The following is a 24,778-nucleotide window of genomic DNA, read 5'->3' on the forward strand; positions in this document are numbered from 1 at the left end:
AGATGGGGATTTGGTGGAGCCTAGCGGGATCGAACCGCTGACCTCCTGCATGCCATGCAGGCGCTCTCCCAGCTGAGCTAAGGCCCCATCTCAATGCAGAATAGGCTGCATCCGTGAAAAAGGCTATGCTTTCCGGACAGCCATCATTCTTCGACCCCAAACCCAAGCTTCAGCATATCAAACTAGGCCGATAAACGCCGCTGCTCGGAAATTGGTGGAGCCTAGCGGGATCGAACCGCTGACCTCCTGCATGCCATGCAGGCGCTCTCCCAGCTGAGCTAAGGCCCCTTTCCAATGTCGGCGCTGTTTGGGTCCAGCGCCTCGGAGGTCGCTGCCATTAGGAGGCAGCAACTTCCTTGGCAAGCAGAAAATTACTTAATTGTCGTCGTCGCCGTCGTCACCCGCGGCATCGACGCCGAGGTCGTCGTCACCGCCGAGATCAACGTCATTATCCGGTGAGTCGCCGTCATCATCGACGTCCAGATCCAGATCCAGATCGTCATCCGCCGACTCCAGTTCGCCATCGGCAGTCTCGATGACCTTCTTGGGTGCTTCCTCATAAGGCAGCGGCTGCTTCGACTTAAGAACGGGCTCGGGTTCCCAGGCAGTGTTACAGTTGATGCAGATGACCGGGTCGTCCTTGCCCAGGTCATAGAAGCGCGTGGCGCATTTCGGGCAGGTACGCTTCGTGCCCCATTCAGCCTTGACCATGTCCGGCCTTGTCCTTCTTACGAGTGCTTCAACGAATATCACGCGGCACGACCATGTCGCCCGCGAAGCGACGGGCGCCTTGCCATAGCAGAACCGCGCTGTCAAAAGCCGGGCGCGATTTTTCAGTTCCCTGCCAAACGGATTGACCCTTGACCTCTTCTTCCGATCATCCGCTCCCGATGACCTTCACCGGCGCACCACCTCTTTCAGGCAGCGTGACTGTACCGGGTGACAAGAGCATCTCGCATCGCTCGCTCATGCTTTCCGCCTTGTCGGTTGGAGAAAGCCGGGTCGAGGGACTGTTGGAGGGTGAAGATGTACTGGCCACGGCTGCCGCAATGCGTGCCATGGGTGCGCAGATCAACCGGGATAGCGATGGCATCTGGCACATCAAGGGCGTAGGGGTCGGCGGGTTGCTGCAACCCCAGACAGCCCTGGACATGGGCAACAGCGGCACATCGACCCGGCTGCTGATGGGCTTGATAGCAAGTCATGCCATCACCGCGACCTTCACAGGTGATGCATCGCTCAGCAAGCGTCCGATGGGGCGTGTAACTGAACCTCTGTCCCGCATGGGTGCCAGCTTCACGTCAAGCCCCGGAGACCGGCTGCCTCTGACGATGCGCGGCGCCTGCCCGGCCGTCCCGCTGGACTATCGCCTTCCGGTCGCATCCGCGCAGGTCAAGTCTGCCATCCTGCTCGCGGGCTTGAACACCCCCGGCGTGACGCGCGTGATCGAGCCGATCCCGACTCGCGATCACAGCGAACGCATGCTTAGAGGCTTTGGCGCGGAGCTGGAGGTCGAGGTCGAAGCCGATGGCACGCGTATCATCACCTTGCGGGGCGAAGCTGAACTGCGCCCGCAGACGATCGCCGTGCCGGGCGACCCCTCTTCTGCAGCCTTCCCCATGGTCGCAGCTTTGCTCGTCCCCGGCTCCAAGGTCACGATCAGCAATGTGGGTCTCAATGCCACACGGGCAGGATTGGTCGATCTGCTGCGGGAGATGGGCGGCAATATCGCCATCGACAATCCACGAGAGGTCGGCGGCGAACCTGTCGGCGATGTCGTCGTGACAGCGTCCGACCTGAAAGGCGTTGAGCCGGATCCAGCTCGCGCGCCTTCCATGATCGATGAATATCCCGTTGCCTTTATCGCAGCAGCCTTTGCCGAGGGACGCAGCATATTCCGCGGCCTTGAAGAACTCCGCGTCAAGGAGTCCGATCGCATCACCACCATGGCCGAGGGCCTTCGCGCCATAGGCGTGACCGTTGAAGAGTTGGAAGATGGGATCATCATCGAAGGCACGGGTGGCGCACTCCTTCCCGGCGGCGGTCCGATCGCCACCAAGCTCGATCACCGTATCGCGATGAGCTTCGCCGTTGCGGGACTGATATCGAAAAGCGGCGTCACCATTGATGACATGCGGCCTGTCGCCACCAGCTTTCCCGGTTTCACCACACTGCTGCAAAAGCTGGGCGCGATGCCATGACCTTTGATCTCGCCAATGTCATCGGATTGACCGGCAGTGCACTGATGGTCATCGCCTATGCTTATAGCAACGTGGCGAAGATATTGAATTTTACGCTGTTCAACCTGCTCAATCTGATCGGATCGCTGCTGCTGCTTTATTCGCTTACAGTGCATTTCAACATGGCCTCGTTGGCGTTGGAGGTCGTATGGGCGCTCATCGCACTCATCGGCCTCGCCAAGGCGTTGCGGAAAGGCGAAACATCATGATCATCGCCGTCGACGGCCCGGCAGCTTCGGGCAAGGGCACCATCGCCAAGGCGCTCGGGCGCCATTATCGCTTGCCGGTGCTGGATACTGGCCTGTTGTATCGAGCGGTCGGCCTTGCCGTGGTAAAGACCGGTGGGGATCCCGACCATGAAGCCGATGCGCTGGCGGCCTGCTCGTTCAATGATGGCGTTCTCGCTGATCCAGCATTGCGTAGCGAAGCGATCGGCTCCCTTGCATCCCGTGTATCCATTCATCAGAGCGTCCGCCAAGCGTTAGTGAAGCGCCAGCGTGATTTCGCTACCCAGCCCGGCGGCGCGATCCTCGACGGACGCGACATCGGGACGGTCATTGCACCAGACGCCGATGCCAAGATCTTTGTAACAGCCAGCGTCCATGTTCGCGCGCAGCGGCGCTATGATGACGCGCTGTCGCACGGCGGCCGGCCGGACATGGACAGCCTGATTGCGGACATTCAGGCACGCGACACGCGCGACATGAGCAGAGACCATGCTCCGCTGCGAATGGCCGATGGAGCGGACTTGCTCGACACCAGCAATTTGACTATAGACGCCGCCGTCCAGCAAGCCATTGCACTGGTGGACGCCCAGTTGGAACGTCGGCGAAAGGCCTGACGCGATGACGGGTGCTTGGGAATCCCAGGCGCCCTTTTCGCTTATCTGCGGGGCGTCACTCATCATGGCCGAATGGATGTTCACGCGGCAATCCGGCTGCGTGGACTGTTTGGCCTGAAAGACCACCGGACACAACCGGTAGGCCAGCAATGACGAGTGAAGGAACTACCATGGCCTCTACGGCACTCCCCTCGCGCGACGATTTCGCCGCGCTTCTCAATGAATCACTTGGCGGTGAAGACGGCGGCTTCGAAGGCCGCGTCGTCAAGGGCACCGTGACCGGCATCGAAAACGACATGGCGCTGATCGACGTCGGCCTGAAGTCGGAAGGCCGCGTGCCGCTGCGCGAGTTCGCCGCGCCCGGTCAGAAGGCTGACCTGAAGGTCGGCGACGAAGTTGAAGTTTACGTCGACCGCGTCGAAAACGCTCATGGCGAAGCCATGCTGTCCCGCGACCGCGCTCGCCGCGAAGCCGCCTGGGACAAGCTGGAATCCGAGTTCACCGAAAATGCCCGCGTCGAAGGCGTCATCTTCGGCCGCGTCAAGGGTGGCTTCACCGTCGACCTCGACGGCGCCGTGGCGTTCCTGCCCGGCTCGCAGGTCGATATCCGTCCCGTCCGCGACGTCACCCCGCTGATGGACATTCCGCAGCCCTTCCAGATCCTGAAGATGGATCGCCGCCGCGGCAACATCGTCGTATCGCGTCGCGCCATCCTGGAGGAAACCCGCGCCGAACAGCGCTCGGGCCTCATCCAGACGCTGGCCGAAGGCCAGATCATCGAGGGCGTTGTCAAGAACATCACCGACTATGGTGCGTTCGTTGATCTTGGCGGCATTGACGGCCTGCTGCACGTCACCGACCTGTCGTACAAGCGCATCAACCACCCGAACGAGATGATCAACATCGGCGACACCGTCCGTGTCCAGATCATCCGCATCAACCGCGACACCCAGCGCATCAGCCTTGGCATGAAGCAGCTGGAAAGCGATCCGTGGGAAGGCGCAGCCGCCAAGTATCCGGTCGGTGCGAAGCTGTCGGGCCGCGTCACGAACATCACCGAATATGGTGCGTTCGTCGAACTGGAGCCGGGCATCGAAGGCCTCGTCCACGTGTCGGAAATGTCCTGGACCAAGAAGAACGTCCACCCCGGCAAGATCGTTTCGACCAGCCAGGAAGTCGATGTCATCGTCCTGGAAGTCGATCCCGAGAAGCGCCGCATCTCGCTCGGTCTCAAGCAGGCCCAGAACAACCCCTGGGACAGCTTTGCCGAACGTCACCCGATCGGTTCGACGGTCGAAGGCGAAGTCAAGAATGCAACCGAGTTCGGCCTGTTCATCGGCCTGGACGGCGACGTCGACGGCATGGTCCACATGTCGGATATCGCCTGGGGCATTTCGGGCGAAGACGCGCTGGCTCTGCACCGCAAGGGCGAGACGGTTCAGGCCGTCGTTCTCGACATCGACGTCGAGAAGGAGCGCATCAGCCTCGGCATGAAGCAGCTTGAACGTGGCGGCCCGGCCGCTGGCGGTACGACTGCTGCTGCTGCTGGTCTCAACAAGAACCAGACGGTTACCGTCACGGTTCTGGAAGTCCGCGACGGCGGCCTAGAAGTCCAGGCTGGCGAAGATGGCGCCACCGGCTTCATCAAGCGTAGCGACCTTGGCCGTGATCGTGATGAGCAGCGCTCGGAGCGTTTCCAGATCGGTCAGAAGTTCGACGCCCTGGTGACCGGTTTTGATCGCGCCAAGAAGCCGACCTTCTCGATCAAGGCGCTGCAGATCGCAGAAGAGAAGCAGGCCGTTGCTCAATATGGTTCGTCCGACAGCGGTGCATCGCTCGGCGACATCTTGGGTGAGGCACTCAAGGCCAAGAACGAAGGCTAATCCCTTCGGCATCTAACTAAAGTAATAGGCCCGCCGGAAACTGCTTCCGGCGGGCTTTTCTATCCCAAAATGAGAAAACAACTACCGACATTGGATAATTGCATGTGAGAGGGGACTCACTATAACTAAACTGGGAACCAGAAGGGGGAGCTGGAGGACCAATGATACGTTCGGAATTAATTCAGACGCTGGCAGAAGAAAATCCAGATCTTGGCCTTCAGGAGGTCGAGAGGATTGTCGATCTCTTCTTCAAAGAGATTGTTGATCGCCTCTCCAGTGGAGGGCGGGTAGAGTTGCGAGGCTTTGGCGCCTTCACCACCCGTGCGCGCGATGCGCGGACCGGGCGCAATCCCCGTACCGGAGAGCAGGTGCCGGTCTCGGCCAAACGCGTACCCTATTTCAAACCTGGCAAGGAAATGCGCGAGCGGCTCAACAGCAAAGCGCAGTGATCATCAGCACATCTTGACCTGCGCATCTGGACCGGTCAGGGAAAGCGCCATGCGGACGTGGCGAAATCGGTAGACGCAGCGGACTTAAAATCCGCCTCCCCCTGGGAATGCGGGTTCAAGTCCCGCCGTCCGCACCAAGGACATCATCCGGCAGCATGTGAATTTTGCCGCAAGGCTGGATATTCTGCCGCGCATCCCGCAATGATAGAGCATGGCCGGCGCGATCAATCCTCAAAGTTTCAGCGACTCCCTTGTCATTTTGGGAGCGGCGGGACTGGTAATCCCCGGTTTTGCTCGCTTCAGGATCAGTCCGGTCATCGGGTTTATTCTGGTCGGCCTGGCAGTGGGGCCGTCTGGCCTCGGCGCGTTAGTCGCCGAATATCCATGGCTATATCATGTCACCATATCGAACAGGGAAGCCATAGAGCCGTTCGCGGAACTCGGCGTCATATTATTGCTCTTCTCGATAGGTCTGGAACTGAGTTTTCGCCGTCTCTGGACCATGCGAGCCCAAGTCTTTGGCGTGGGCGCAGCTGAACTTATCGGTGGCGCATCGCTGATAGCGATGGGACTTTACTTGCTCGGCCAGCCTCCCGCAGGCGCGATCGGGCTTGGCCTTGCGCTCGCGCTTTCCTCGACTGCCGTGGTGCTGCCGATGGTCGGTACACAAAGTGCGGTAGGGCGCGCGGCCTTTGCGATGCTCCTCTTTGAAGATCTGGCACTTGTTCCCATCATCTTCATGCTGGGCGCTCTTGCCCCCTCGGCAGCGGCAAGCGTCGACGGAGCTTGGGGCGAATTGGCGAATACACTTTTGAAGGGCGGCATCACGATCGCAGTGATGCTCATTCTCGGCCGCATCGTCCTCCCACATATTTTCAGTCAGGCTGCACGGACGAAAAGTCCCGAGGTGTTCCTCGCCGCGAGCCTGCTGGTGGTCATCGTTTCCAGCATCGCCACTTCTCTCGCAGGTCTATCACCGATTGTAGGTGCCTTACTTGCGGGCCTGTTGATCGCTGAGACCGAATATCATGGCGAAGTCGAAGTGATGACGGCACCCTTCAAGGGGCTCGCGCTGGGCGTGTTCCTTATTACGGTTGGCATGAGCCTGGATGTCCGGGTGATACTCGCGAACTGGCCCGGCCTGATCCTGGCGGTGGTCGGGGTGGTCATCACCAAGACATTGGTCACGGCAGCTCTGCTCTATTTCTCGGGTGCTCGAAAAGGCGTTTCCCTCGAAGTAGGGCTGCTGATGGCCAGCCCTTCCGAAACTACTCTTATCGTCCTCTCGACTGCGGCTGCAGCCAAGCTGATCTTGCCCTCTACCGCTGCTTTTTGGCAGATCGTTACGGCGATCGGCTTGACTATCACGCCGCTCCTCGCGCGTATTGGCCATGACATCGCGCGCAGGCTCGAAATGGCATTGGGCGAAGATACGCCTGAATTGCAGCAGGAAAGCACGGAGGCAGCGGCCGTCGTTATCGGCTTTGGCCGTGTCGGACGGATGGTGTGCGACCTCCTGCGGGTTCACAATCAGCGTTTTACGGTCGTGGAGTCGGACCCCGACGTGGTCGCTGAAGGGCGACGGGGCGGATATCCGATCCTTTTTGGCGACGTAGCGCGTGCCGAAATGTTGGACAAACTTCGTCTTGGTCACGCTCGAGCACTGATCCTCACCATGGACGATCCGGTGCTATCGGTACGAGTGACGAAGAGGGTTCGCGGTTGGGTGCCGGATTTGCCCATCATCGCTCGAGCGCGCGATACAGATCATGCCGCGCAACTTTATCAAGCGGGCGCCAGCGATGCTGTGCCCGAAACGCTGGAAAGCTCGCTTCAGCTGGCTGAGACTGCGCTGGTTGACCTGGGCGTGGCGATGGGCCCCGTTATCGCGTCCATTCATCAGACACGGGAAGATCTACGCATGGGCATCAAAGATGCGGCGCATCTGGAAACGGCCCCCAAATTGAGGCGGCTCCGTTCTGACGAGGTTGCCTAAGGCCCAGCAGCTATGGCGTTATCGGATGCGGGAACGGGCATGTCGCTCCCGTCCCAATTCGGCTCCTTGTCCATCCGCTCCAACGTCTTGCTTGCGAACTCTGCCATATTGCCGCCGTGCGGGTTGTAAGCCACTGGCAGTAAATTACGCCGCGCCTGTTTGCGATCACCGACACGCAGTTGTTGCATTGCCAAGGTCATGCGCAGCCCAAGGTCGAAAGGCGCCAGTTCCGACGCGCGCTCCAGCGCTTGAATTGCTAAGGAAGATGGTGTTTTCCCCTGACGGACAAAGCTGTCATAATAATAGAAGAGCGGCAGCGGGTGGTCATTTTCGATGCGATTGAGGGCTGTGAAAGGAGCGCGTGCTTCCTTATAGCTCTCGTCGCGATCCGGTGCATCTTGCGCGATGCGATAGAGGGAAAGCCCCTTCTGGACATAGGCGTTGACCTGCCTCGGGTCCACGGCAAGGGCAGCATCGGCGGCTGCGACCGCTTCCTTATCGTTGCCAGCGTCATGCTCTGCCTCCGCCAATGCCGAGAGGACTGCGGCATCCTTCGGGAAGCGCGAAGCTATGGCGCGCGCGTCGGCCAGAACGGCCTTGGCCATTTCACGGTCGACACCGCGCCTGGAACGAATGATGACCGGCATCACGGCGCTTGCCCCTGCCGTCATCCCTTGCACGACGACGGGGCCGGTTTTGATCATGCCGGCGGGCAGCTTGATCATCGTCATCCGAGATTTGAGCAGATAGCGATCCAGCTCATGTTCGAGCTGGCCGAAATCTCCAAACGCTTCGATAGCAGCAGACCGCGGGTCTTTACCCTGAGACATAAGGGTGAGGTAGCGTGTAAGCTGACCTTTCCTTTCGGGGCTGAAGGTCAGATAATGATAAAGCAGCCAACTCTTGCCATAGAAAGCATCGTATCTCTTGCTGCGGCGCTTTTCATATGCGGCAGGATCAAGCAAATCACCTGCAGTCACATCGGCAGCCATGTAGAGCTCATAGGCGCGATGCTGCGCCGGCCGCCCGAGTTCAACACCGCCGTCGCTAGGAAATGCGGCTGACGAAAAAAACTCCGCAGCACCTTCCGACATCCAGCGGGGCAAAGGAAAGCTGCTCGATCCAATCAGAAAATGATGCGCATATTCATGGAGCAGCGTGATCATTGACGTGTCGATTTGACCGCGCGTAGCCCTGACCTGCGGAACGATTGCGATCGATCCACCCGCGCGGGGTACATAAAATCCGCCTATATATTGCGAATTGGCCCCATACAGCTTTCGAACCTGCGCTTCGCTACTCACAACATAAATAGTGAGGCGGTTGGACGGGCTGGGACGAAGATTCGGCGATCCCGTGACCGCTGCCATGGCCGCATGGTAGCTTTCAAGCTGCTGCGAGAATAGGCGAGCCTCTGTCGCCCGGGTTTCCGCATAGACCACAAAATGGTCGCTCGAGGCTTCCAACCATTCGGCATGCGCAGCAGCGGGCGCCAGCAACAGACCGAGAGCAATAAGAAGCCGCATGATCCCCCCGAACCGGTTAGCTTGCCAGATTAGCGATGACGTGGGCAGAAACAAGGTGGCGAAAGCTGAGCCAGAGCTTTGCCCTTGTTTGAGCTTCCGAAGGTCCGTGCGTTACGCTTGGCAGTTAGTCAGAGCCGCCTTTACTGCCTCGACTGCCGCAACAGCCTTGTCACCGTCGGGGCCGCCACCCTGCGCCATGTCCGGGCGGCCGCCGCCGCCTTTCCCGCCAAGTGCTTCAACGCCTGCGCGAACGAGGTCGACGGCGTTGATGGAGCCGACCAGATCGTCCGTGACTCCTACAGCGATGCTGGCGCGGCCATCCATCACAGCAAGAACTGCGGAGACGCCGCTGCCGAGTGTCGCCTTGTTCTGATCGACTATGCCGCGTAGTTCCTTGGGATCGAGCCCTTCAATCACCTGACCGATGAAATTCACGCCGCCGACCTTTTCCGGCCCTGCCGCCTGCGCGCCGCTACCGCCACCCAAGGCAAGCGCCTTCTTCGCTTCCGCCAGTTCGCGTTCCAGCTTGCGGCTCTGTTCGACGAGCGCCGCTATGCGCGCCGGAACCTCTTCGGGGGTGGTCTTGAGCGCGGCAGCCGATTGGCGCAGGCGATCTTCGCGGTCGGTGAGCCACAGGCGCGCGGCCTCACCAGTCAGGGCTTCGATACGGCGGACGCCAGAGGAAACAGCGCTTTCCGAAATGATCTTGAAGATCGCGATGTCACCCGTCGCATTGACGTGCGTGCCGCCGCAGAGTTCGACCGAATAGCTGTTCGCATCACCCTTCCCCATCGAAAGGACGCGGACTTCGTCGCCATATTTTTCGCCAAACAGAGCCATCGCTCCCGCCGATATCGCGTCATCGGGTGTCATCAGGCGTGTGGTCACCGCTTCATTGTGACGCACCTGCTCATTCACCAGGCTTTCGATCGCGGCGATCTGGCTGTGCGTCAGCGCTTCCGGATGCGAGTAATCGAAACGCAGGCGATCGGGCGCAACCAGGCTGCCCTTCTGCGTCACGTGCGCGCCCAGCGTGTTACGCAGCGCGGCGTGGAGCAAATGGGTGGCGCTATGATTGGCGCGTATACGATCACGGCGGTTCACGTCGACCGAGAGGTGGACGGTATCGCCTACCTTGATGCTGCCTTGGCCGATCTTGGCCCGGTGAGCATGCAGGCGCCCCAATGGCTTGGCAGTATCTTCGACATCGGCAACCAGGCCCGACAAGGACGTGATCGTGCCCGCGTCGCCCATTTGACCGCCGCTTTCACCATAAAAAGGCGTCTGGTTGGTGACGATCGTGACCGTCTCGCCAGCGGTCGCGCTGTCGAAGTTCACACCGTCCTTTACGATCGCCAGCACCTCGCCCTCACCCTCGGTGGAGCTGTAGCCGATAAACTCGGTATTACCCGCTTTTTCGGCGATATCGAACCAGATTTCGTCGGAGGCTTTTTCGCCCGAGCCCTTCCACGCAGCGCGAGCCGCGGCCTTTTGTTCGGCCATGGCGGCGTCAAAACCTTCGCGATCGACGGTCAGGCCGCGCGAACGCAGCGCGTCTTCGGTCAGGTCATAGGGGAAGCCATAGGTGTCATAGAGCTTGAACGCAGTTTCGCCCGGCAGCGTGCCGCCTTCGGACAAGTCCAGGGTCGCTTCGTCCAGCAGCTTCAGGCCCTTTTCCAGGGTCTGACGGAAGCGGGTTTCCTCACGCAGCAGCGTTTCCTCGATCAAGGGCTGCGCACGGACCAGTTCCTGATAAGCGCCACCCATTTCGGACACGAGGCTGCCCACAAGGCGATGCATCAACGGCTCTTTGGCGCCGATGATGTGCGCGTGGCGCATGGCGCGGCGCATGATGCGACGCAGGACATAGCCTCGGCCCTCATTGGCTGGCAGCACGCCGTCTGCGATCAGGAAGCTGGTCGAGCGGAGATGGTCCGCGATGACGCGATGGCTGGCCTTGAACTCGCCATCGATCGCGGTCTTGGTCAGCGCGCCCGATTCTTCGATCAAAGCCTTGAAGGTGTCCGTATCATAATTGTCGTGGACGCCCTGCAAAACAGCCGCGATACGCTCCAGCCCCATGCCGGTGTCGATGCTGGGCTTGGGCAGTTCGCCGACGATCTCGTTCGCTTCCTGCTCATATTGCATGAAGACGAGGTTCCAGATTTCGACGAAACGGTCGCCATCTTCTTCCGGTGATCCGGGAGGACCGCCCCAGATATGCTCGCCATGGTCGTAGAAAATTTCCGAGCAGGGGCCGCAGGGTCCGCTGTCACCCATGGCCCAGAAGTTATCCTTGGTAGGAATGCGGATGATGCGGTCTTCCGGCAGGCCCGCAATCTTCTTCCAGAGGTCAAAGGCTTCATCGTCAGTGTGATAGACGGTGGCGGTGAGCTTCTCCGCCGGAAGCCCCCACTCCTTCGTCAGCAGGGTCCAGGCATGGGTGATCGCCTGTTCCTTGAAATAATCGCCGAAGCTGAAATTCCCCAGCATTTCGAAGAAGGTGTGATGCCGCGCCGTGTAGCCGACATTGTCCAGATCGTTGTGCTTGCCGCCTGCGCGAACCGATTTCTGGCTGCTGGTCGCGGTCGTATAAGGCCGAGTTTCAAGGCCGGTGAAGACATTCTTGAACGGCACCATCCCCGCATTGACGAACATCAGTGTGGGGTCGTTGTGCGGCACCAGAGGCGCTGAAGGAACGATGGTGTGGCCGTTCGCCCCGAAATAGTCGAGGAAGGAGCGGCGAATGTCGTTGGTCGATGTCATGCGCGCGATTTAGTGGGAAGCGCCCCGGCGCACAAGCGGGGCTTTTCATCGCAGCGGTCAAGCGGGGTCTCTTATCCGACAAGACACGCAAATCCGCCGTTTAGCGGCCTGGCGGCATTGCCCCTATCCTCAATCAAGAATAAGGCCGCGTCATGGATGACAATACCCGCCGCGCAGCTTTGGATTATCATCGGCTTCCTCAGCCTGGAAAGGTGAGGATTGAACCTACCAAGCGCATGGTCAATCAGCGCGACCTGGCGCTGGCCTATTCACCGGGCGTAGCGGCGCCCTGTCTTGAGATCGCCGAAGATGCCGACAAGGCAATGGACTATACCGCGCGTGGCAATCTGGTCGCGGTAATCTCCAATGGCACCGCCGTACTGGGGCTAGGTTCGATCGGTGCCCTTGCGTCCAAGCCGGTGATGGAGGGAAAGGCGGTCCTTTTCAAGAAATTCGCCGACATCGACGTGTTCGACATAGAAGTGGACACGACCGATCCGGAGAAGTTCATCGAGGCGGTCGCGCTGCTGGAGCCGACCTTTGGCGGGATCAATCTTGAGGATATCAAGGCGCCGGAATGCTTCGCCATCGAGGCGGAACTGAAGAAGCGGATGAATATCCCCGTCTTCCATGACGACCAGCATGGCACGGCGATCGTCGTGGCCGCCGCCGTGCGCAACGCGCTGGTGCTGCAGGGCAAGTCTTTGGCAGAAGCGCGATTGGTGACGTCCGGTGCGGGCGCAGCGGCGCTGGCTTGTGTCGATTTGTTGGTTTCGATGGGCCTGCCAGTCGAGCATGTGACGCTGACCGACAAGGACGGGGTCATCCATGCGGGACGCGAGGGCATGCTGCCCAACATGGCGCGCTATGCGCGGACCACGAATGCGCGGACTTTGCCCGAGGTGCTGCCGGGCGCGAACATATTTCTGGGCCTGTCCGCGCCCGGCGTGCTGAAGCCTGAATGGCTTCCCCTGCTCGCTCCCAATCCGCTGATCTTCGCACTGGCGAATCCGGAGCCCGAGATCAGGCCTGAGGTCGCGCGCGACGCGCGGCCCGACGCAATCGTTGCCACGGGCCGCTCGGATTATCCCAATCAGGTCAATAACGTCCTTTGCTTCCCCTATATGTTCCGGGGCGCGCTGGACGCGCGCGCGACCGAGATAAACGAGGCCATGAAGGCTGCCGCCGCCGAAGCGATCGCAGCGCTGGCCCGCCTTCCGGCGCATGACAGTGTTGCGCTGGCCTATGGCGGGCGGCGGCTGGTTTTCGGGCCGGACTATATTATCCCGACGCCCTTTGACCCGAGACTGATTGCCGAGATCGCGCCTGCGGTCGCCAAGGCTGCGATGGAGAGCGGAGTCGCGAAACGTTCGCTCGACATCGAAGCCTATCGCCGGTCATTGGCGCAGCAGAACACGCGCTCGGCGCAGCTGATGTTGCCGGTGTTCGAAGCCGCGCGAGGAACCTGCCGCCGTATCGCCTATGGCGAGGGCGAGGATGAACGCGTGCTGCGTGCAATTCAGGATGGGCTGGATGAGGGGATCGTGCGGCCGGTGATCATCGCCCGGCGGCGAATATTGGAACAGAAGCTACCAGGCCTTGGTTTGCGGTTCGAACTCGACCGCGATGTGGAGGTTGTTGATCCCGAGACCGACCATGAATTGCTGGCAGAGTTGGTCGAGGCATATCGTGCCATCGCTGCGCGCAAGGGGGTCCCGACGGCCGAACTGCTGCGCCATGTCTATCGGCGGCCCTCCGTCACAGCTGCGATGTTGCTTCGCACCGGGCGTGTGGATGCGGCGCTGGTCGGCGGGAACAGCGAATATTGGGGCCAGGTCGAGCATGTGTTGCGGATCATTGATCGCCGGGCGGGACATAGCCGGGTCTACGCGCTGTCAGGACTGATCCTGGACGCCGGCGCGTTGTTCATTTCCGACACCCATATGGTGCCCGATCCTACGCCTGAACAGATTGCCGAAATGGCCATCGCGGGCGCGACCGAGCTTCGGCATTTCGGCTTGACGCCCCGCGTCGCCCTGCTCTCGCACTCCAACTTCGGAGCGTCGCACAGTCCCAGCGCGCGGAAGATGCGGACGGCGCTGCAACTGGTGCGTTCGCAGGCACCCGACCTGCTGGTAGATGGCGAAATGCATGCCGATGCCGCGCTCAGTCAGTCGTTGCGAGAGCGGCTAGTTCCCGATGCGCGGTTCGAGGGACCGGCCAATCTGCTGGTCATGCCCAACCTCGATTCGGCGAACATCACGCTGACGGCGCTGTCAGCTTCCTCCAGTTCGCCTACGGTCGGGCCGATGTTGATGGGGCTGGCGCAGCCGATTCATGTACTGACACCTGGCGTAACCGCGCGCGGCATCCTGAACCTCACTGCGATTGCAGCGGCGGAGGTAGATCGGGAAGGCTGAGCTTAACCTTTTTCGTCCAACAAGGCGGACATGGCAGGATTGTTCAGGAACGTTGCGAAGCTGGCTGGCCCGAAGCTGTTGATCGGCGGCGCGCTCGGCGCTGTTGGGTTGCTGGTGGGAAGCTATGTGGATCGCGGGCGCGATCTGCAATCGCCGCGTCAGGATGCTCCCACCCAGAAGAGGGTCGCTAGCCCGGCGCTGGTAGAGCGTAGCCGCTCGCAGCCGTTGCCGGTCGATCCCCATGCTCTGATGGTCAAGAGCGTGTTGCCGATAGAGACACCGTTTCGCCACGGCGACTATGTCTGGGATGAGAGCCGTGCCCCGGCAGCGGGTCCAGTCATCATCACAGTGGACCTGAAGGCGCAGACCTTGTCCGCTTTTCGGGACGGTCATGAGATCGGCGCGGCGGTGATCATCTATGGCGCGGACGACAAGCCAAGCCCGCTTGGAGCGTTCCCGATCACGCAGAAGGACGCAGACCATGTATCCAATCTCTACGACGCGCCCATGCCATACATGCTGCGGCTGACGAATGACGGCGTCGCGATTCATGGCAGCAATGTCCAATGGGGCAATGCCACCCATGGCTGCATAGGGGTGCCTACAGCCTTTGCCCGCAAGCTGTTCGCGGCGGTAAAGCTGGGCGATCTGGTAATCATCACGCAGGGCAAGATGCTGGATACCGGCCATGTCGGCAACGCGGGCTGAACGCGCCTAATCCTGTTGGCAGAGCGCGTTCCCGTTGCGATCTTCCGCGCGTAGGGCAGCACCGGCTTCGCTGGCTGATCGAGGAAAGCTGACGCCCTCCAACGATCCACGGCCTTCGCATAGGGCGGCACATTTCATGTCGAGAACCCCGGGGAAGGCGATCTGATCGCCATCATATTGGGCCACGATGATACAGCGACCGCCACGGTCGAAACTGAAGATCAGCTTGTCCCCGGCGCGTCTTGCACTTCCCTGCCCCCGGCAGCTCTGATCTTCTCCGAATACCGCTTCTACGCCGAAGCGGAACTCACCGGCTTGAGCGGGGATGATGCAGAGACTGTCGCTGCCCGCCTCATGGCGCCTGCGGAAAAGGCCGACGGGAGACGATCTGGAGTTATCCGCGATGACGCCGCTCTCGATCGCCGCGCGCTCCAGCCCCGATGCGGAAGCCATGTTGCCCGAAACGGTGCCTGACCGCTCGCCGTTACCTTGGCAGGCGGCGAGCAGCGACAGGAGGGCGAGGCTATTCCACCGTATCGACAGCCGTCAGTCCTTCCGCGCCAACGCGACGGAAAAAGCAGGAACGCGCGCCAGTATGACAGGTGGGACCCGCCGGAACCGCCTTCACCCACACCGCGTCCTGATCGCAGTCGATCCGGATGTCGCGTACCTCCAGCATGTTGCCGGAGGTCTCGCCCTTTTTCCACAAGGACTGGCGGCTGCGCGACCAAAAATGGGCCAGTCGCGTCTCTATCGTCAATGCCAGCGCCTGATCATTCATATGGGCGAGCATCAACACCTCGCCGGTGGCAGCGTCAGTGACGACCGCTGTGATCAGCCCGTCGCGGTCATATTTCGGATTGAGGGTCAGCCCCTTGTCGCGTGGTTCATCCATAGCCCGGCTATAAGACGGTCGAAGGCCGATGCGAAGCCCATGCAACGACAAAAAGGGGGAAGATGGGGCGATCGACGGGATCCGAACCCGCGACCTCTGGTACCACAAACCAGCGCTCTAACCAACTGAGCTACGATCGCCACAGGGCCGTTTGGCCCAGGAGAGATGCGGCACATATGCGGCCATTGGATAGCCGTCAAGCTGACAAATGCGACTATAAGACTGAAAAAGAAACGGGGCGCGAAACCGACGGTCCGCGCCCCTCTTCCCTCTGTTCAGTACATCAGCGCAACGGAGCGTTTTCCCCCTGCTGCAGCTACTCTCCCAACCATCTGGCCGCGATGCCAAACGGTCCTATTATGCAAGTGGGCGCCGATGACGACGCCAGTTCCGATCTTAGTTGACCGAGTCTTTGAGGCCCTTGCCAGCCTTGAACTTGGGCTGAGCAGACGCCTTGATCGTCATGGTTTCGCCAGTGCGCGGATTACGGCCCGTCGATGCCTTGCGCTGGGAAACGGAAAATGTGCCGAAGCCGACGAGGCGAACTTCATCGCCCTTCTTGAGCGCGGAGGAGATAGAATCGAACACGCCTTCAACAGCCTTGGTCGCGTCGCTCTTGCTGAGGCCGCTGCTTTCAGCAACAGCACTGATCAAATCCTGCTTGTTCATACCTTTGGAACCCCCTTCTAACTGTGTGAATACCTAAGGAATCGCGGCATAGGCGGCGCAATAAGGCGCAGCTTTGAACGGCTGTCAAAGGGAAAGCGACGAAGCCGCCACCTCCAATGAGATTTTCAGCCATGGGCTGAAATCTCACTGAACGTAGCGGTTAATCAGTGTCGCACTTGCAATCAGTGACGAAGCGTTGCGTCACCATCCCGCCCGGCGGCCGGACTCGGCTGAGCGGCGAGGTCGTCCTCTTCCGTCCAGGCGATCGCTTCGGGCACGGACACCAGTGCGCGGGCAAGCACCTCGTCGACATGGGATACGGGTACGATCTCCAGCCCTTCCCGGATATTAGCGGGGATCTCTGCCAGATCCTTCTCATTCTCCGCCGGGATCAGCACGGTCTTTATGCCACCACGGAGGGCCGCCAGCAGCTTTTCCTTGAGGCCGCCAATCGGAAGCACCCGGCCACGCAGCGTGACTTCGCCTGTCATCGCCACATCCTTGTGGACTGGGATGCCGGTCAGCGTCGAAACGATGCTGGTGACCATGCCTATGCCCGCCGACGGCCCGTCCTTCGGCACCGCGCCTTCGGGCAAGTGGATATGGATATCCTTGCGCGTGAAGATGCTGGGCTTGATGCCGTAACCGGGCGAGCGCGCCTTCACATAAGAGAAGGCCGCCTGAACGGATTCGTTCATCACCTCGCCAAGCTTACCCGTGGTGCGGATCGCGCCCTTGCCGGGCACGGTGACCGCTTCGATGGTCAGAAGCTCGCCGCCGACTTCGGTCCAGGCCAAGCCAGTCACGGCGCCGATCTGGTTCTCTTCTTCACCCACGCCATGGCGGAACTTCCGGACGCCAGCATATTCGGCAAGATTTTCAGGCGTGATCGCGACCTTGTCATAGACGCCTTCCAGTATCTTGCGGAGCGCCTTGCGGGCCAGCCTTGCCACTTCACGTTCGAGCGTGCGGACGCCCGCTTCGCGCGTATAATGGCGGATCAGGTCGCGGACGGCCGCTTCGGTGACTTCCAGCTCACCTTCCTTGAGGCCATGCGCGTCGATCTGCTTTTGCAGCAGATGGCGTTGCGCGATCTCGACCTTCTCGTCCTCGGTATAGCCTTCGAGCCGGATGATCTCCATCCGGTCCAGCAGCGGCTGCGGCAGGTTCAGCGAGTTGGCCGTCGTGACGAACATGACGTCCGACAGATCGACGTCGATCTCCAGATAGTGGTCCTGGAACTTGCTGTTCTGCTCCGGATCGAGAACCTCCAGCAGCGCGGACGCCGGATCGCCCCGGAAATCCTGACCCAGCTTGTCGATCTCATCCAACAGGAAGAGCGGGTTCATCGTCCCGGCCTTCTTGAGGTTGGTCACGATCTTGCCGGGGAGCGAGCCGATATAGGTGCGCCGGTGCCCCCTGATTTCCGCTTCGTCGCGCACGCCGCCAAGCGACTGGCGCACGAATTCACGTCCCGTTGCTTTGGCGATCGAGCGGCCGAGCGAGGTCTTGCCGACGCCCGGAGGACCGACGAGGCAGAGAATCGGCCCCTTCAGCTTGTTGGTGCGCGCCTGCACCGCGAGATATTCGATGATCCGGTCCTTGACCTTTTCCAGCGCGAAATGATCCTCATCCAGGATCGCCTGCGCGCGCTTGAGGTCGGTCTTGACCTTGCCCTTCTTGCCCCAAGGGAGGCCGAGCAGCACATCGAGATAATTGCGCACGACCGTCGCTTCAGCCGACATGGGCTGCATGCCCTTCAGCTTCTTGAACTCGGCGGTCGCCTTTGCCCGCGCTTCCTTGCTGAGCTTGGTCTTGGCGATCTTGTCGGCGAGCTCGGCGAGTTCATCACCCTCCTCGCCTTCGCCATTGCCCAGCTCGCGCTGGATCGCCTTCAGCTGCTCGTTCAGATAATATTCGCGCTGGGTCTTCTCCATCTGCCGCTTCACACGGCCACGGATCTTCTTTTCGACCTGCAGAACGCCAAGCTCGCCCTCCATGAAGGCGAAAACCATCTCGAGGCGCTTGACCGGATCAGCCTCGACCAGCAGCGATTGCTTGTCGGCGACCTTGACGTTGATGTTGGCGGCGACAGCGTCGGCCAGACGGCCGGCGTCCTCAATCTCACGCAGCTGGACCGGCGTCTCGGCGGGCAGCTTCTTGTTGAGCTTCGCGTAATTTTCAAACTGCTCCGCGACAGAGCGCATCAGCGCTGCTGCCTCTGGCCCTTCAGCCGCGATCTCCTCGATCGGCTCGACTTCGGCCATCAGATGGTTTTCAGCCATGCTGATCGACTGCAATTGCGCGCGATGCTTCCCTTCGACGAGAACCCGGACGGTGCCATCAGGCAGCTTCAGAAGTTGAAGCACGATGGCGATGACGCCGGTGTCGTAGAGCGAGTCCCGGTTGGGATCATCCTCGGCAGGATCAAGCTGCGAAACGAGGAAGATTTCCTTGTTTCCTTCCATCGCCGATTCAAGAGCAGCGACGCTCTTGTCGCGGCCGACGAAGAGGGGGACGATCATCTGCGGGAACACCACAATGTCGCGCAGCGGAAGAAGGGGATATTGCGTAGTCATTCAATCTCCGGAGGGCCGCTCCATTCTTGGCTCTGCCATGCGGTTCATCGCTTTATGGGGGCAGTTAGCGCCTCATTCAATTGGTGCCGTCCTTTTCACGGAAAGCAGGAACGGACGGTATCCTGCCTTTCAATCAGAAGGGCAGCTTGAAACCTGGGGGCAGAGGCAGGCCGCTGGTCATCTTCGACATTTCGCTGGAACTGGCCTCATCCGCCTTCTTGCGGGCGTCGTTGAACGCCGCCGTGACCAGATCTTCCAGCATCTGCTTCTCGCTAGGAGCGAGCAGGCTTTCGTCGATCGACACGCCAAGGATTCGGCCCTTGGCGGAAGCGCGAACCTTTACCAGGCTACCACCGGCCGAACCCTCAACCTCGATCTTGTCGAGATTTTCCTGCGCACGCTGCAGCTCTTCCTGCACGCGGCTGGCCATGCCCAATATTTCGTTCAGATCCTTCATCGCTCTGCGCTCCATGGTTCGGTCCGATCAAGATCGGCATCGGGGAAAGCTGCAAGCACGGCTTTCACCACTGGGGTATCGAATATCTCGGCGCGTTCCCGCACCTCAGTCTGCTGCTGCTCCTCCAACAGCGAGGGAGCAGCACTGCCTTCGCTTCGCCTGATCTGCCATGGCGAGCCTGTCGCCTTCTGCAACTCGATGGCGAGAGTCCGGCAGAAATCTCCGTCAGTCCAATCCTGCGTCAGCTGCAATTCCATCTCTGGCGGATCGAAGCGGACGATGCGCACACAATCATGAAGGAAGTCAGCGAGCCGCCCCTTTTTTTGTTCCCAAAGAAGGTCCACGACAGCCTTTACGTCGGTGGGCAGTGATGCGGCGGACGTGGTTGATGGGGTCGCCGCTCCCTGGACCGACGGAACGCCGTCACGCAGGAGCCGGGCGATTTCCCCCGGATCGGGCATGGTCGCGGCGTGCATGACGCGGAGCAAAGCCATTTCGCAGGATTCAATCGGGAATGCGGCGCTCGAGACTTCATCATGACCCTTGAGCAGCAACTGCCACAGACGATGGAGCGGCGCGAAGCCGATTTGCGACCCCCAATCAGCAAGCGCCTCACGCTCCTCCGCCGATTGTCCGGGTGTCGCGAGGTCACGGCCGGCCTTCATCAATGTGACGGCGTGCACCAGTTCAAGGAGGCCGCGAAGAAGAGCAAGAGGCTCGACCCCCAAAGCATATTGCTCACGCACGGCGGAGAGAAGCGCGCCGGTATCTCCCTCCAGCAGAAGCCCGAGCAGGCGACGAACAGCGCCACGATCCGACAGGCCGAGCATCTCGCGCACCTGAGCGGCGGTGACGAGCGGGGCACCCTCCCCCATCTCGGCATGGGCGATCGCCTGGTCGAGAATCGACAGGCCGTCGCGAGCGGAGCCTTCGGCTGCCTGGGCTATGAGCGCCAGGGCATCTTCTTCGGCGGCGACCTGCTCCGCCTCAACCACATGGGCGAAGTGGGCGGCGAGCAGTTCGGCCGGGATGCGGCGGAGGTCGAAGCGCTGGCAGCGGGAAAGTACGGTGATCGGAACCTTGTTCACCTCTGTCGTGGCGAACAGGAATTTCACGTGGGCGGGCGGCTCTTCCAGTGTCTTGAGGAGCGCGTTGAACGCGTTCTTCGAGAGCATGTGGACTTCGTCGATGATGTAGATCTTGTAGCGGGCTGACACGGCGGCATAGCGCACCGCCTCGATGATCTCGCGCACATCGTCGACGCCGGTATGGCTTGCCGCGTCCATTTCGACCACGTCGATGTGACGGCCTTCCGCAATCGCCAGACAGGGTTCGCAGACGCCGCAAGGGTCGATAGTCGGGCCGCCCTGCCCATCGGCGCCGACGCAATTCAGCGCCTTGGCAATGAGGCGGGCGGTCGATGTCTTACCGACGCCTCGTACCCCGGTCATGAGGAAGGCATGCGCCAGCCTGCCTCGCCGGATCGCATTACCCAGCGTCTGAACCATGGCATCCTGCCCGATCAGTTCGCGAAAGCTGCGCGGCCGGTATTTGCGCGCGAGCACGCGATAGGGCTGAGGTGAATCGGACATGGTAACAATCTAGCGGCTTGAGGAGCGGCTGTCGAAGCCGGAAGCCGAATAAAGGTGGGAGCCGGAACGACCCGTGGCGAAATCGTTGTGGCTGCTTCCGTCAGGACCTGACCAGGTTGGCGACGACCACGTCCGCCCGACTCCCGGCGCGGCATATGGCGAAAGCCCGTCGCGATGGCAAGGGCTGGGTTATTCCAACCCGGTCCGCTGTGCCTTAGATACGAATTCCAGTGCGGCGCGGGCCGTTTCCGCAATGGCCGCATCTGCCGCCTTGCCGTCCACCTTCGGACGATCGAGATAGATGGCGAGCAGATATTCCTCACCCGATGGAGCTTTCACCAACGCCACATCATTATAGGCAGTGCCGCAACTTCCCGTCTTGCTGCCCGAAGTCCAGCCCTTGGGCAGACCGGCCTTGATCCGCTTGTCGCCAGTCGTGCTGCCGTTCAGCCAGGTTCGAAGACGCTCTGCGCTTTCGGGCTTCATGTCCCGGAAGATCAGACGCGCGATCAAACCAGCCATAGCGGCTGGACTTGTAGTGTCGCGAACGTCACCCTCCATATTCTCGTTGAGCAAGGGCTCTGTACGATCCAGACGCGTGACCGTGTCCCCATGTGCGCGGATGAAGGCGGTGAGGCCTTCCGGCCCGCCGATCATCGGCAGCAGCAGATTCGCCGCGCTGTTGTCGCTGACTTCCACCGCGGCTTTGGCCAGCTCCGCCATGGAGAGGCGACCGCGCTTGCGGTTGGCCTTCACGACTGGCGCGTGATCCAGGATGTCCGCGTCGGTGAAGGCGACTTGTCCCTCCAGCCCAAACCGTCCGGCATCGGCGCCCATCAACACAGCCGCTGCCAGTGGCGCCTTGAATGTGGAACACATGGCGAAGCGTTCATCCCGATTGAAGCCGAGGAGCAGGGCGCCCTTGCTATCGACCAGCGCTACACCGAGACGCCCCCCGGTCTCCTTTTCGATCTCTCGCGGGTTGCGCACGGACTTCATGACCGATTCGCCGATCGTGTAGCGCGGAGCGGCAGGGAGCAGCGACTGGCGAGCGCCATCCTGTTGCGCGCTGGCTGATCCTGCGAGCGAGATGATCGCCAATATGGCGGCACTGATGCAGGCGCGCATCCGTTACATGCCCTGCATATTGTACGATTCGCCTGGAATGCGGACAGTTAGCCCATCAAGCTTGTCCTCCAATATGATCTGGCAGGACAGACGGCTGGTCCGCGTGGCGGCGGCTGCGAGATCCAGCATATCTTCTTCCGCTTCGCTTGCAGGGGTCAGCTTGGGAAAGTCTGCCGCCTCCACGATCACATGGCAGGTCGAGCAGGCCATCTGCCCTTCGCAGGTTCCTTCCAGCGGCTGGCCTGCCGCCTGGGCCACTTCCAGCAAAACCGAACCGGCGGCGGCATCAACCTCCCGCCGATCTTCACCATCCGCGCTGACGAATGTGACCCTGACCATGATTGCGGCTTCCCTTGTCTACGGCGCCGCTTGTACGGCTGCCGCCTCGTTCATCATCTTTGCGGCACTCTCCAGTTCGGCCAGCGTCGTGTATCGGCCAAAACCGATCCGCACCGATCCACGCGCCGCCCGGTCCGACAATCCGATGGCGCGCAAGACATGGCTTGGCCGTCCGGAGCCGCTCGCGCAAGCACTTCCCAATGAAAATGCGACATTGCGGCAGTCCGACAACAGGCGCGCGCCATCGACGCCATCGCGGCGGATGTTGAGGTTGCCGTGATAGCGGGCTTCAGCGCTGCCGTTCAGGGTCCAGTCGTCGAACAGGACGCGCGCTTTATCCCAAAGCGCGTCTATATGAACTCGGTCTTGGGCGGCTCTTTCGCGCATCAGCCCGGCAGCGACGCCAAACCCGGTGCATAGGGCAGGCGACAGCGTACCGGAGCGCAAGCCCGCTTCTTGCCCACCGCCATATATTATGGGGTCCAGCCTGATGCCTTCCCGCAACCAGAGCGCTCCCACGCCCTTGGGCCCGTGGATCTTGTGCGCGCTGATGGCGACCATGTCGCAATTGCCGGGGATGGGAACGCGGCCATAGCCTTGCACGGCATCGCACAGGAAAAGCGCGCCCGCGCGATGGGCAAGATCGGCCAGTTCTTCGATGGGCTGCACCACGCCGATTTCATTGTTCACCAGCATGGCGGCTACCAGGGACACGCCGGGCGTGATGGCGGCCCGCGCGGAACCCAGGTCTACAAGGCCGTCGCTGCCAACCGGTAGCAGCTTGATAGAGCGGCCCTTCGCCCCGAGAGCAGCACCCGTGTCGAGAACCGCAGCATGTTCCGTGGCCAAGGTCACGATCCCCCCGGACGATATGCCGGAGATCGCGATGTTGAGCGCTTCTGTAGCACCCGACGTGAAGATCAGTCTTCCACCTTCGGGCAGCAGGCTGACGATCTGCTCGCGGGCGAGTTCCACTTGCGCCGCCGCAGCCCTGCCCAGACGATGAGCGCTGTGCGGATTGGCAAACTGGTCGCGCAGAAGCGGGACCATGGCATCGAAGACCTCGGGTGCCAGAGGCGTAGTCGCTTGATAGTCGAGATAGATGGTCACACCCGCCTGCTCGCGATCTTCAACCACTGTTCCAGGAAGCGATCGATATCGGAGTCGCTTGTGGCCGGGCCAAAGCTAACCCTTATGACTTCACCGGCCGCGCCATCATCCCAGCCCATGGCATGGAGGACGTGGCTGGTCTTAAGCGATCCGGAAGAGCAAGCGCTGCCCGCCGAGACGGAGATTCCGGCGAGGTCGAACTGGATCAGCTGAGCGCGAGCGGACACGCCGGGCATGCGGTAACTGGCGATCGCCGGACTGCGCCGAGCGGCTCGCGCGACGATTTCGCCGCCTGCTTCTTCGATCGCATGGTCCAGTCGCTGCCGGAGTGAGGCAGCAGCAGGAAGCCAGTTCGGCCGATGCTCCAAAGCCGCCGTCATGGCGAGGACAGCGGGAACGTTCTCCGTACCCGCCCGGTATCCCTGCTCCTGCCCGCCGCTGGGTTGAAGGAGCGCCAAGTCACGCACGAGCAGCGCGCCTATGCCCGGAGGCCCACCGAATTTATGCGCACTGATGGCGATCATGTCGGCATCGGGGAGCGGAAGCTTGCCGGCACTTTGCGCGCAGTCGGCGAACAGGATTGCTCCATCGCGGTTTAATTCATCGAGCGGCTGGATCACGCCTGTTTCGTTGTTGACGTGCTGGATGGCAAGGATCGTGTCGTTTCCATGAGATGCCGAAGCCAAAGCAATCAAGCCGTCTGGCTCAACTTTCAGGCGTTCCGCGCCAGATGTGACGCGTAGAACCGAATCATGTTCTACCGGCGACGTGACGATGTGGGACGCCTTCGCCCTCGTCAGGCCTATGGCGATCGCCTCGCTCGCTCCGGAAGTGAACAATATGTGGCCATTCCAGTCCAGAGCGGCAGCGATACGCGACCTGGCCTCCTCAAGCGCCGCGCGGGCTGCGCGTCCTTCGGCATGGGGGCTGGACGGATTGGCCCATCGCTCCATCGCCTCGGCCATGGCGGCTTTCGCTTGGCGCAACATGGGCGTCGTCGCTGCGTGGTCCAGATAAAGGCGAGCGAGGGCCACGAGGCGATGATACTCATTGATTGCGGAAATGGCGACGACTTCTATATAGGCGGTCTGCCGCGCAACGCCAGCATTGGCTGTCGCGCGCCCGCATCCAACCGCCGGCCTCCTTCATTCGGGTGGCGGCCAGAACCATAACAGGTGCC

At 61.1% G+C, this 24,778-nt stretch carries 21 protein-coding genes, 4 tRNA genes and 1 other RNA gene; 9 read left to right on the forward strand and 17 right to left on the reverse strand.

Annotation, left to right across the window (positions count from 1 at the left end; translation table 11 throughout):
- Positions 1–11: 11 nt before the first annotated feature.
- The 3 genes from NCHOL11_RS06610 to NCHOL11_RS06620 form a co-directional block, all read right to left on the reverse strand.
- Positions 12–87: transfer RNA gene (locus NCHOL11_RS06610), tRNA-Ala, on the reverse strand.
- Between the two features lie 125 nt (positions 88–212).
- Positions 213–288: transfer RNA gene (locus NCHOL11_RS06615), tRNA-Ala, on the reverse strand.
- An 87-nt stretch (positions 289–375) separates the two neighbouring features.
- Positions 376–711, reverse strand: a complete 336-nt coding sequence (locus tag NCHOL11_RS06620; protein WP_097091601.1) for a TIGR02300 family protein — start codon at positions 709–711, stop codon at positions 376–378.
- A 149-nt stretch (positions 712–860) separates the two neighbouring features.
- Between NCHOL11_RS06620 and aroA the strand changes: the two genes are divergently transcribed.
- From aroA to NCHOL11_RS06655, 7 genes are all read left to right on the forward strand, one after another.
- A complete protein-coding gene (gene aroA, locus NCHOL11_RS06625) occupies positions 861–2,201 on the forward strand; it encodes a 3-phosphoshikimate 1-carboxyvinyltransferase (RefSeq protein ID WP_097091602.1) in 1,341 nt (446 codons plus the stop codon).
- Positions 2,198–2,449: a CBU_0592 family membrane protein gene (locus NCHOL11_RS06630; protein WP_097091603.1), complete on the forward strand. Its 252-nt coding sequence runs from the start codon at positions 2,198–2,200 to the stop codon at positions 2,447–2,449. Before aroA ends, NCHOL11_RS06630 begins: the two co-directional genes overlap by 4 nt.
- Entirely contained in the window at positions 2,446–3,081 is a 636-nt protein-coding gene (cmk, locus tag NCHOL11_RS06635; protein ID WP_097091604.1) for a (d)CMP kinase, read from the forward strand. The genes NCHOL11_RS06630 and cmk overlap by 4 nt, the downstream gene beginning before the upstream one ends.
- A 170-nt stretch (positions 3,082–3,251) precedes the next feature.
- On the forward strand, positions 3,252–4,964 hold the full coding sequence (gene rpsA, locus NCHOL11_RS06640) for a 30S ribosomal protein S1 (RefSeq protein ID WP_097091605.1): 1,713 nt from the start codon (positions 3,252–3,254) through the stop codon (positions 4,962–4,964).
- A 161-nt stretch (positions 4,965–5,125) separates the two neighbouring features.
- Positions 5,126–5,413, forward strand: a complete 288-nt coding sequence (locus tag NCHOL11_RS06645; RefSeq protein ID WP_097091606.1) for an integration host factor subunit beta — start codon at positions 5,126–5,128, stop codon at positions 5,411–5,413.
- A gap of 51 nt (positions 5,414–5,464) precedes the next feature.
- A tRNA-Leu gene (locus tag NCHOL11_RS06650) sits at positions 5,465–5,550 on the forward strand.
- A gap of 74 nt (positions 5,551–5,624) precedes the next feature.
- Positions 5,625–7,409, forward strand: coding sequence for a cation:proton antiporter domain-containing protein (locus NCHOL11_RS06655; protein WP_097091607.1), 1,785 nt, complete (start codon positions 5,625–5,627; stop codon positions 7,407–7,409).
- Here the strand turns inward: NCHOL11_RS06655 and NCHOL11_RS06660 are convergent.
- Both NCHOL11_RS06660 and alaS read right to left on the reverse strand, forming a co-directional pair.
- The gene (locus NCHOL11_RS06660) at positions 7,406–8,935 is read right to left on the reverse strand and encodes a hypothetical protein (protein WP_097091608.1); all 1,530 of its coding nucleotides are present in this window, start codon (positions 8,933–8,935) and stop codon (positions 7,406–7,408) included. The two genes, NCHOL11_RS06655 and NCHOL11_RS06660, sit on opposite strands and share 4 nt — an antisense overlap.
- A gap of 111 nt (positions 8,936–9,046) precedes the next feature.
- Positions 9,047–11,701, reverse strand: a complete 2,655-nt coding sequence (gene alaS / locus NCHOL11_RS06665; RefSeq protein ID WP_097091609.1) for an alanine--tRNA ligase — start codon at positions 11,699–11,701, stop codon at positions 9,047–9,049.
- A 152-nt stretch (positions 11,702–11,853) separates the two neighbouring features.
- Here alaS and NCHOL11_RS06670 point away from each other — a divergent pair, with 152 nt between their 5' ends.
- Both NCHOL11_RS06670 and NCHOL11_RS06675 read left to right on the forward strand, forming a co-directional pair.
- Complete coding sequence (locus NCHOL11_RS06670) at positions 11,854–14,121, forward strand: NADP-dependent malic enzyme (RefSeq protein ID WP_097091610.1); 2,268 nt, start codon at positions 11,854–11,856, stop codon at positions 14,119–14,121.
- A gap of 30 nt (positions 14,122–14,151) precedes the next feature.
- Positions 14,152–14,829 (forward strand): L,D-transpeptidase family protein, encoded by a 678-nt coding sequence (locus NCHOL11_RS06675; protein ID WP_097091611.1) that lies wholly within the window; start codon positions 14,152–14,154, stop codon positions 14,827–14,829.
- A 6-nt stretch (positions 14,830–14,835) separates the two neighbouring features.
- Here the strand turns inward: NCHOL11_RS06675 and NCHOL11_RS06680 are convergent, their stop codons facing one another.
- The 12 genes from NCHOL11_RS06680 to NCHOL11_RS06735 all read right to left on the reverse strand — a co-directional run bounded on the left by NCHOL11_RS06680 (position 14,836) and on the right by NCHOL11_RS06735 (position 24,632).
- Positions 14,836–15,366, reverse strand: coding sequence for a hypothetical protein (locus NCHOL11_RS06680; protein WP_097091612.1), 531 nt, complete (start codon positions 15,364–15,366; stop codon positions 14,836–14,838).
- Entirely contained in the window at positions 15,353–15,724 is a 372-nt protein-coding gene (hisI, locus tag NCHOL11_RS06685) for a phosphoribosyl-AMP cyclohydrolase (RefSeq protein WP_097091613.1), read from the reverse strand. The genes NCHOL11_RS06680 and hisI overlap by 14 nt, the downstream gene beginning before the upstream one ends.
- A 63-nt stretch (positions 15,725–15,787) precedes the next feature.
- Positions 15,788–15,864: transfer RNA gene (locus tag NCHOL11_RS06690), tRNA-His, on the reverse strand.
- A 256-nt stretch (positions 15,865–16,120) separates the two neighbouring features.
- Entirely contained in the window at positions 16,121–16,393 is a 273-nt protein-coding gene (locus NCHOL11_RS06695) for an HU family DNA-binding protein (protein WP_097091614.1), read from the reverse strand.
- A gap of 182 nt (positions 16,394–16,575) precedes the next feature.
- The gene (gene lon, locus NCHOL11_RS06700; protein ID WP_097091615.1) at positions 16,576–18,972 is read right to left on the reverse strand and encodes an endopeptidase La; all 2,397 of its coding nucleotides are present in this window, start codon (positions 18,970–18,972) and stop codon (positions 16,576–16,578) included.
- A gap of 133 nt (positions 18,973–19,105) precedes the next feature.
- Complete coding sequence (locus NCHOL11_RS06705) at positions 19,106–19,429, reverse strand: YbaB/EbfC family nucleoid-associated protein (RefSeq protein ID WP_097091616.1); 324 nt, start codon at positions 19,427–19,429, stop codon at positions 19,106–19,108.
- Positions 19,426–21,021, reverse strand: coding sequence for a DNA polymerase III subunit gamma/tau (locus NCHOL11_RS06710; RefSeq protein ID WP_097091617.1), 1,596 nt, complete (start codon positions 21,019–21,021; stop codon positions 19,426–19,428). Before NCHOL11_RS06710 ends, NCHOL11_RS06705 begins: the two co-directional genes overlap by 4 nt.
- Before the next feature lie 50 nt (positions 21,022–21,071).
- An RNA gene (gene ffs, locus NCHOL11_RS06715) (signal recognition particle sRNA small type) lies at positions 21,072–21,169 on the reverse strand.
- Positions 21,170–21,210: 41 nt separating this feature from the next.
- A complete protein-coding gene (blaSGM, locus tag NCHOL11_RS06720) occupies positions 21,211–22,149 on the reverse strand; it encodes an SGM family class A beta-lactamase (RefSeq protein ID WP_097091618.1) in 939 nt (312 codons plus the stop codon).
- Positions 22,150–22,152: 3 nt separating this feature from the next.
- A complete protein-coding gene (locus NCHOL11_RS06725) occupies positions 22,153–22,488 on the reverse strand; it encodes a 2Fe-2S iron-sulfur cluster-binding protein (protein WP_097091619.1) in 336 nt (111 codons plus the stop codon).
- An 18-nt stretch (positions 22,489–22,506) separates the two neighbouring features.
- On the reverse strand, positions 22,507–23,598 hold the full coding sequence (locus tag NCHOL11_RS06730; protein WP_097092781.1) for a cysteine desulfurase family protein: 1,092 nt from the start codon (positions 23,596–23,598) through the stop codon (positions 22,507–22,509).
- Positions 23,595–24,632, reverse strand: coding sequence for a cysteine desulfurase family protein (locus NCHOL11_RS06735; RefSeq protein ID WP_097091620.1), 1,038 nt, complete (start codon positions 24,630–24,632; stop codon positions 23,595–23,597). The genes NCHOL11_RS06730 and NCHOL11_RS06735 overlap by 4 nt, the downstream gene beginning before the upstream one ends.
- Between the last annotated feature and the right edge of the window lie 146 nt (positions 24,633–24,778).

The sequence above is a fragment of the Novosphingobium sp. Chol11 genome, from assembly GCF_900218065.1.
Classification (GTDB): domain Bacteria; phylum Pseudomonadota; class Alphaproteobacteria; order Sphingomonadales; family Sphingomonadaceae; genus Sphingobium; species Sphingobium agri.

Excerpts from the sequence above, each read along its gene's own strand:
- NCHOL11_RS06705 (WP_097091616.1), bottom strand. The coding sequence starts at position 19,429 with ATGAAGGATCTGAACGAAATATTGGGCATGGCCAGCCGCGTGCAGGAA.
- lon (WP_097091615.1), bottom strand. The coding sequence starts at position 18,972 with ATGACTACGCAATATCCCCTTCTTCCGCTGCGCGACATTGTGGTGTTC.
- NCHOL11_RS06710 (WP_097091617.1), bottom strand. The coding sequence starts at position 21,021 with ATGTCCGATTCACCTCAGCCCTATCGCGTGCTCGCGCGCAAATACCGG.
- NCHOL11_RS06660 (WP_097091608.1), bottom strand. The coding sequence starts at position 8,935 with ATGCGGCTTCTTATTGCTCTCGGTCTGTTGCTGGCGCCCGCTGCTGCG.
- alaS (WP_097091609.1), bottom strand. The coding sequence starts at position 11,701 with ATGACATCGACCAACGACATTCGCCGCTCCTTCCTCGACTATTTCGGG.
- NCHOL11_RS06630 (WP_097091603.1), top strand. The coding sequence starts at position 2,198 with ATGACCTTTGATCTCGCCAATGTCATCGGATTGACCGGCAGTGCACTG.
- blaSGM (WP_097091618.1), bottom strand. The coding sequence starts at position 22,149 with ATGCGCGCCTGCATCAGTGCCGCCATATTGGCGATCATCTCGCTCGCA.
- NCHOL11_RS06675 (WP_097091611.1), top strand. The coding sequence starts at position 14,152 with ATGGCAGGATTGTTCAGGAACGTTGCGAAGCTGGCTGGCCCGAAGCTG.
- NCHOL11_RS06645 (WP_097091606.1), top strand. The coding sequence starts at position 5,126 with ATGATACGTTCGGAATTAATTCAGACGCTGGCAGAAGAAAATCCAGAT.
- cmk (WP_097091604.1), top strand. The coding sequence starts at position 2,446 with ATGATCATCGCCGTCGACGGCCCGGCAGCTTCGGGCAAGGGCACCATC.
- NCHOL11_RS06695 (WP_097091614.1), bottom strand. The coding sequence starts at position 16,393 with ATGAACAAGCAGGATTTGATCAGTGCTGTTGCTGAAAGCAGCGGCCTC.
- rpsA (WP_097091605.1), top strand. The coding sequence starts at position 3,252 with ATGGCCTCTACGGCACTCCCCTCGCGCGACGATTTCGCCGCGCTTCTC.
- NCHOL11_RS06655 (WP_097091607.1), top strand. The coding sequence starts at position 5,625 with ATGGCCGGCGCGATCAATCCTCAAAGTTTCAGCGACTCCCTTGTCATT.
- NCHOL11_RS06725 (WP_097091619.1), bottom strand. The coding sequence starts at position 22,488 with ATGGTCAGGGTCACATTCGTCAGCGCGGATGGTGAAGATCGGCGGGAG.
- NCHOL11_RS06670 (WP_097091610.1), top strand. The coding sequence starts at position 11,854 with ATGGATGACAATACCCGCCGCGCAGCTTTGGATTATCATCGGCTTCCT.
- NCHOL11_RS06620 (WP_097091601.1), bottom strand. The coding sequence starts at position 711 with ATGGTCAAGGCTGAATGGGGCACGAAGCGTACCTGCCCGAAATGCGCC.
- hisI (WP_097091613.1), bottom strand. The coding sequence starts at position 15,724 with ATGGATGAACCACGCGACAAGGGGCTGACCCTCAATCCGAAATATGAC.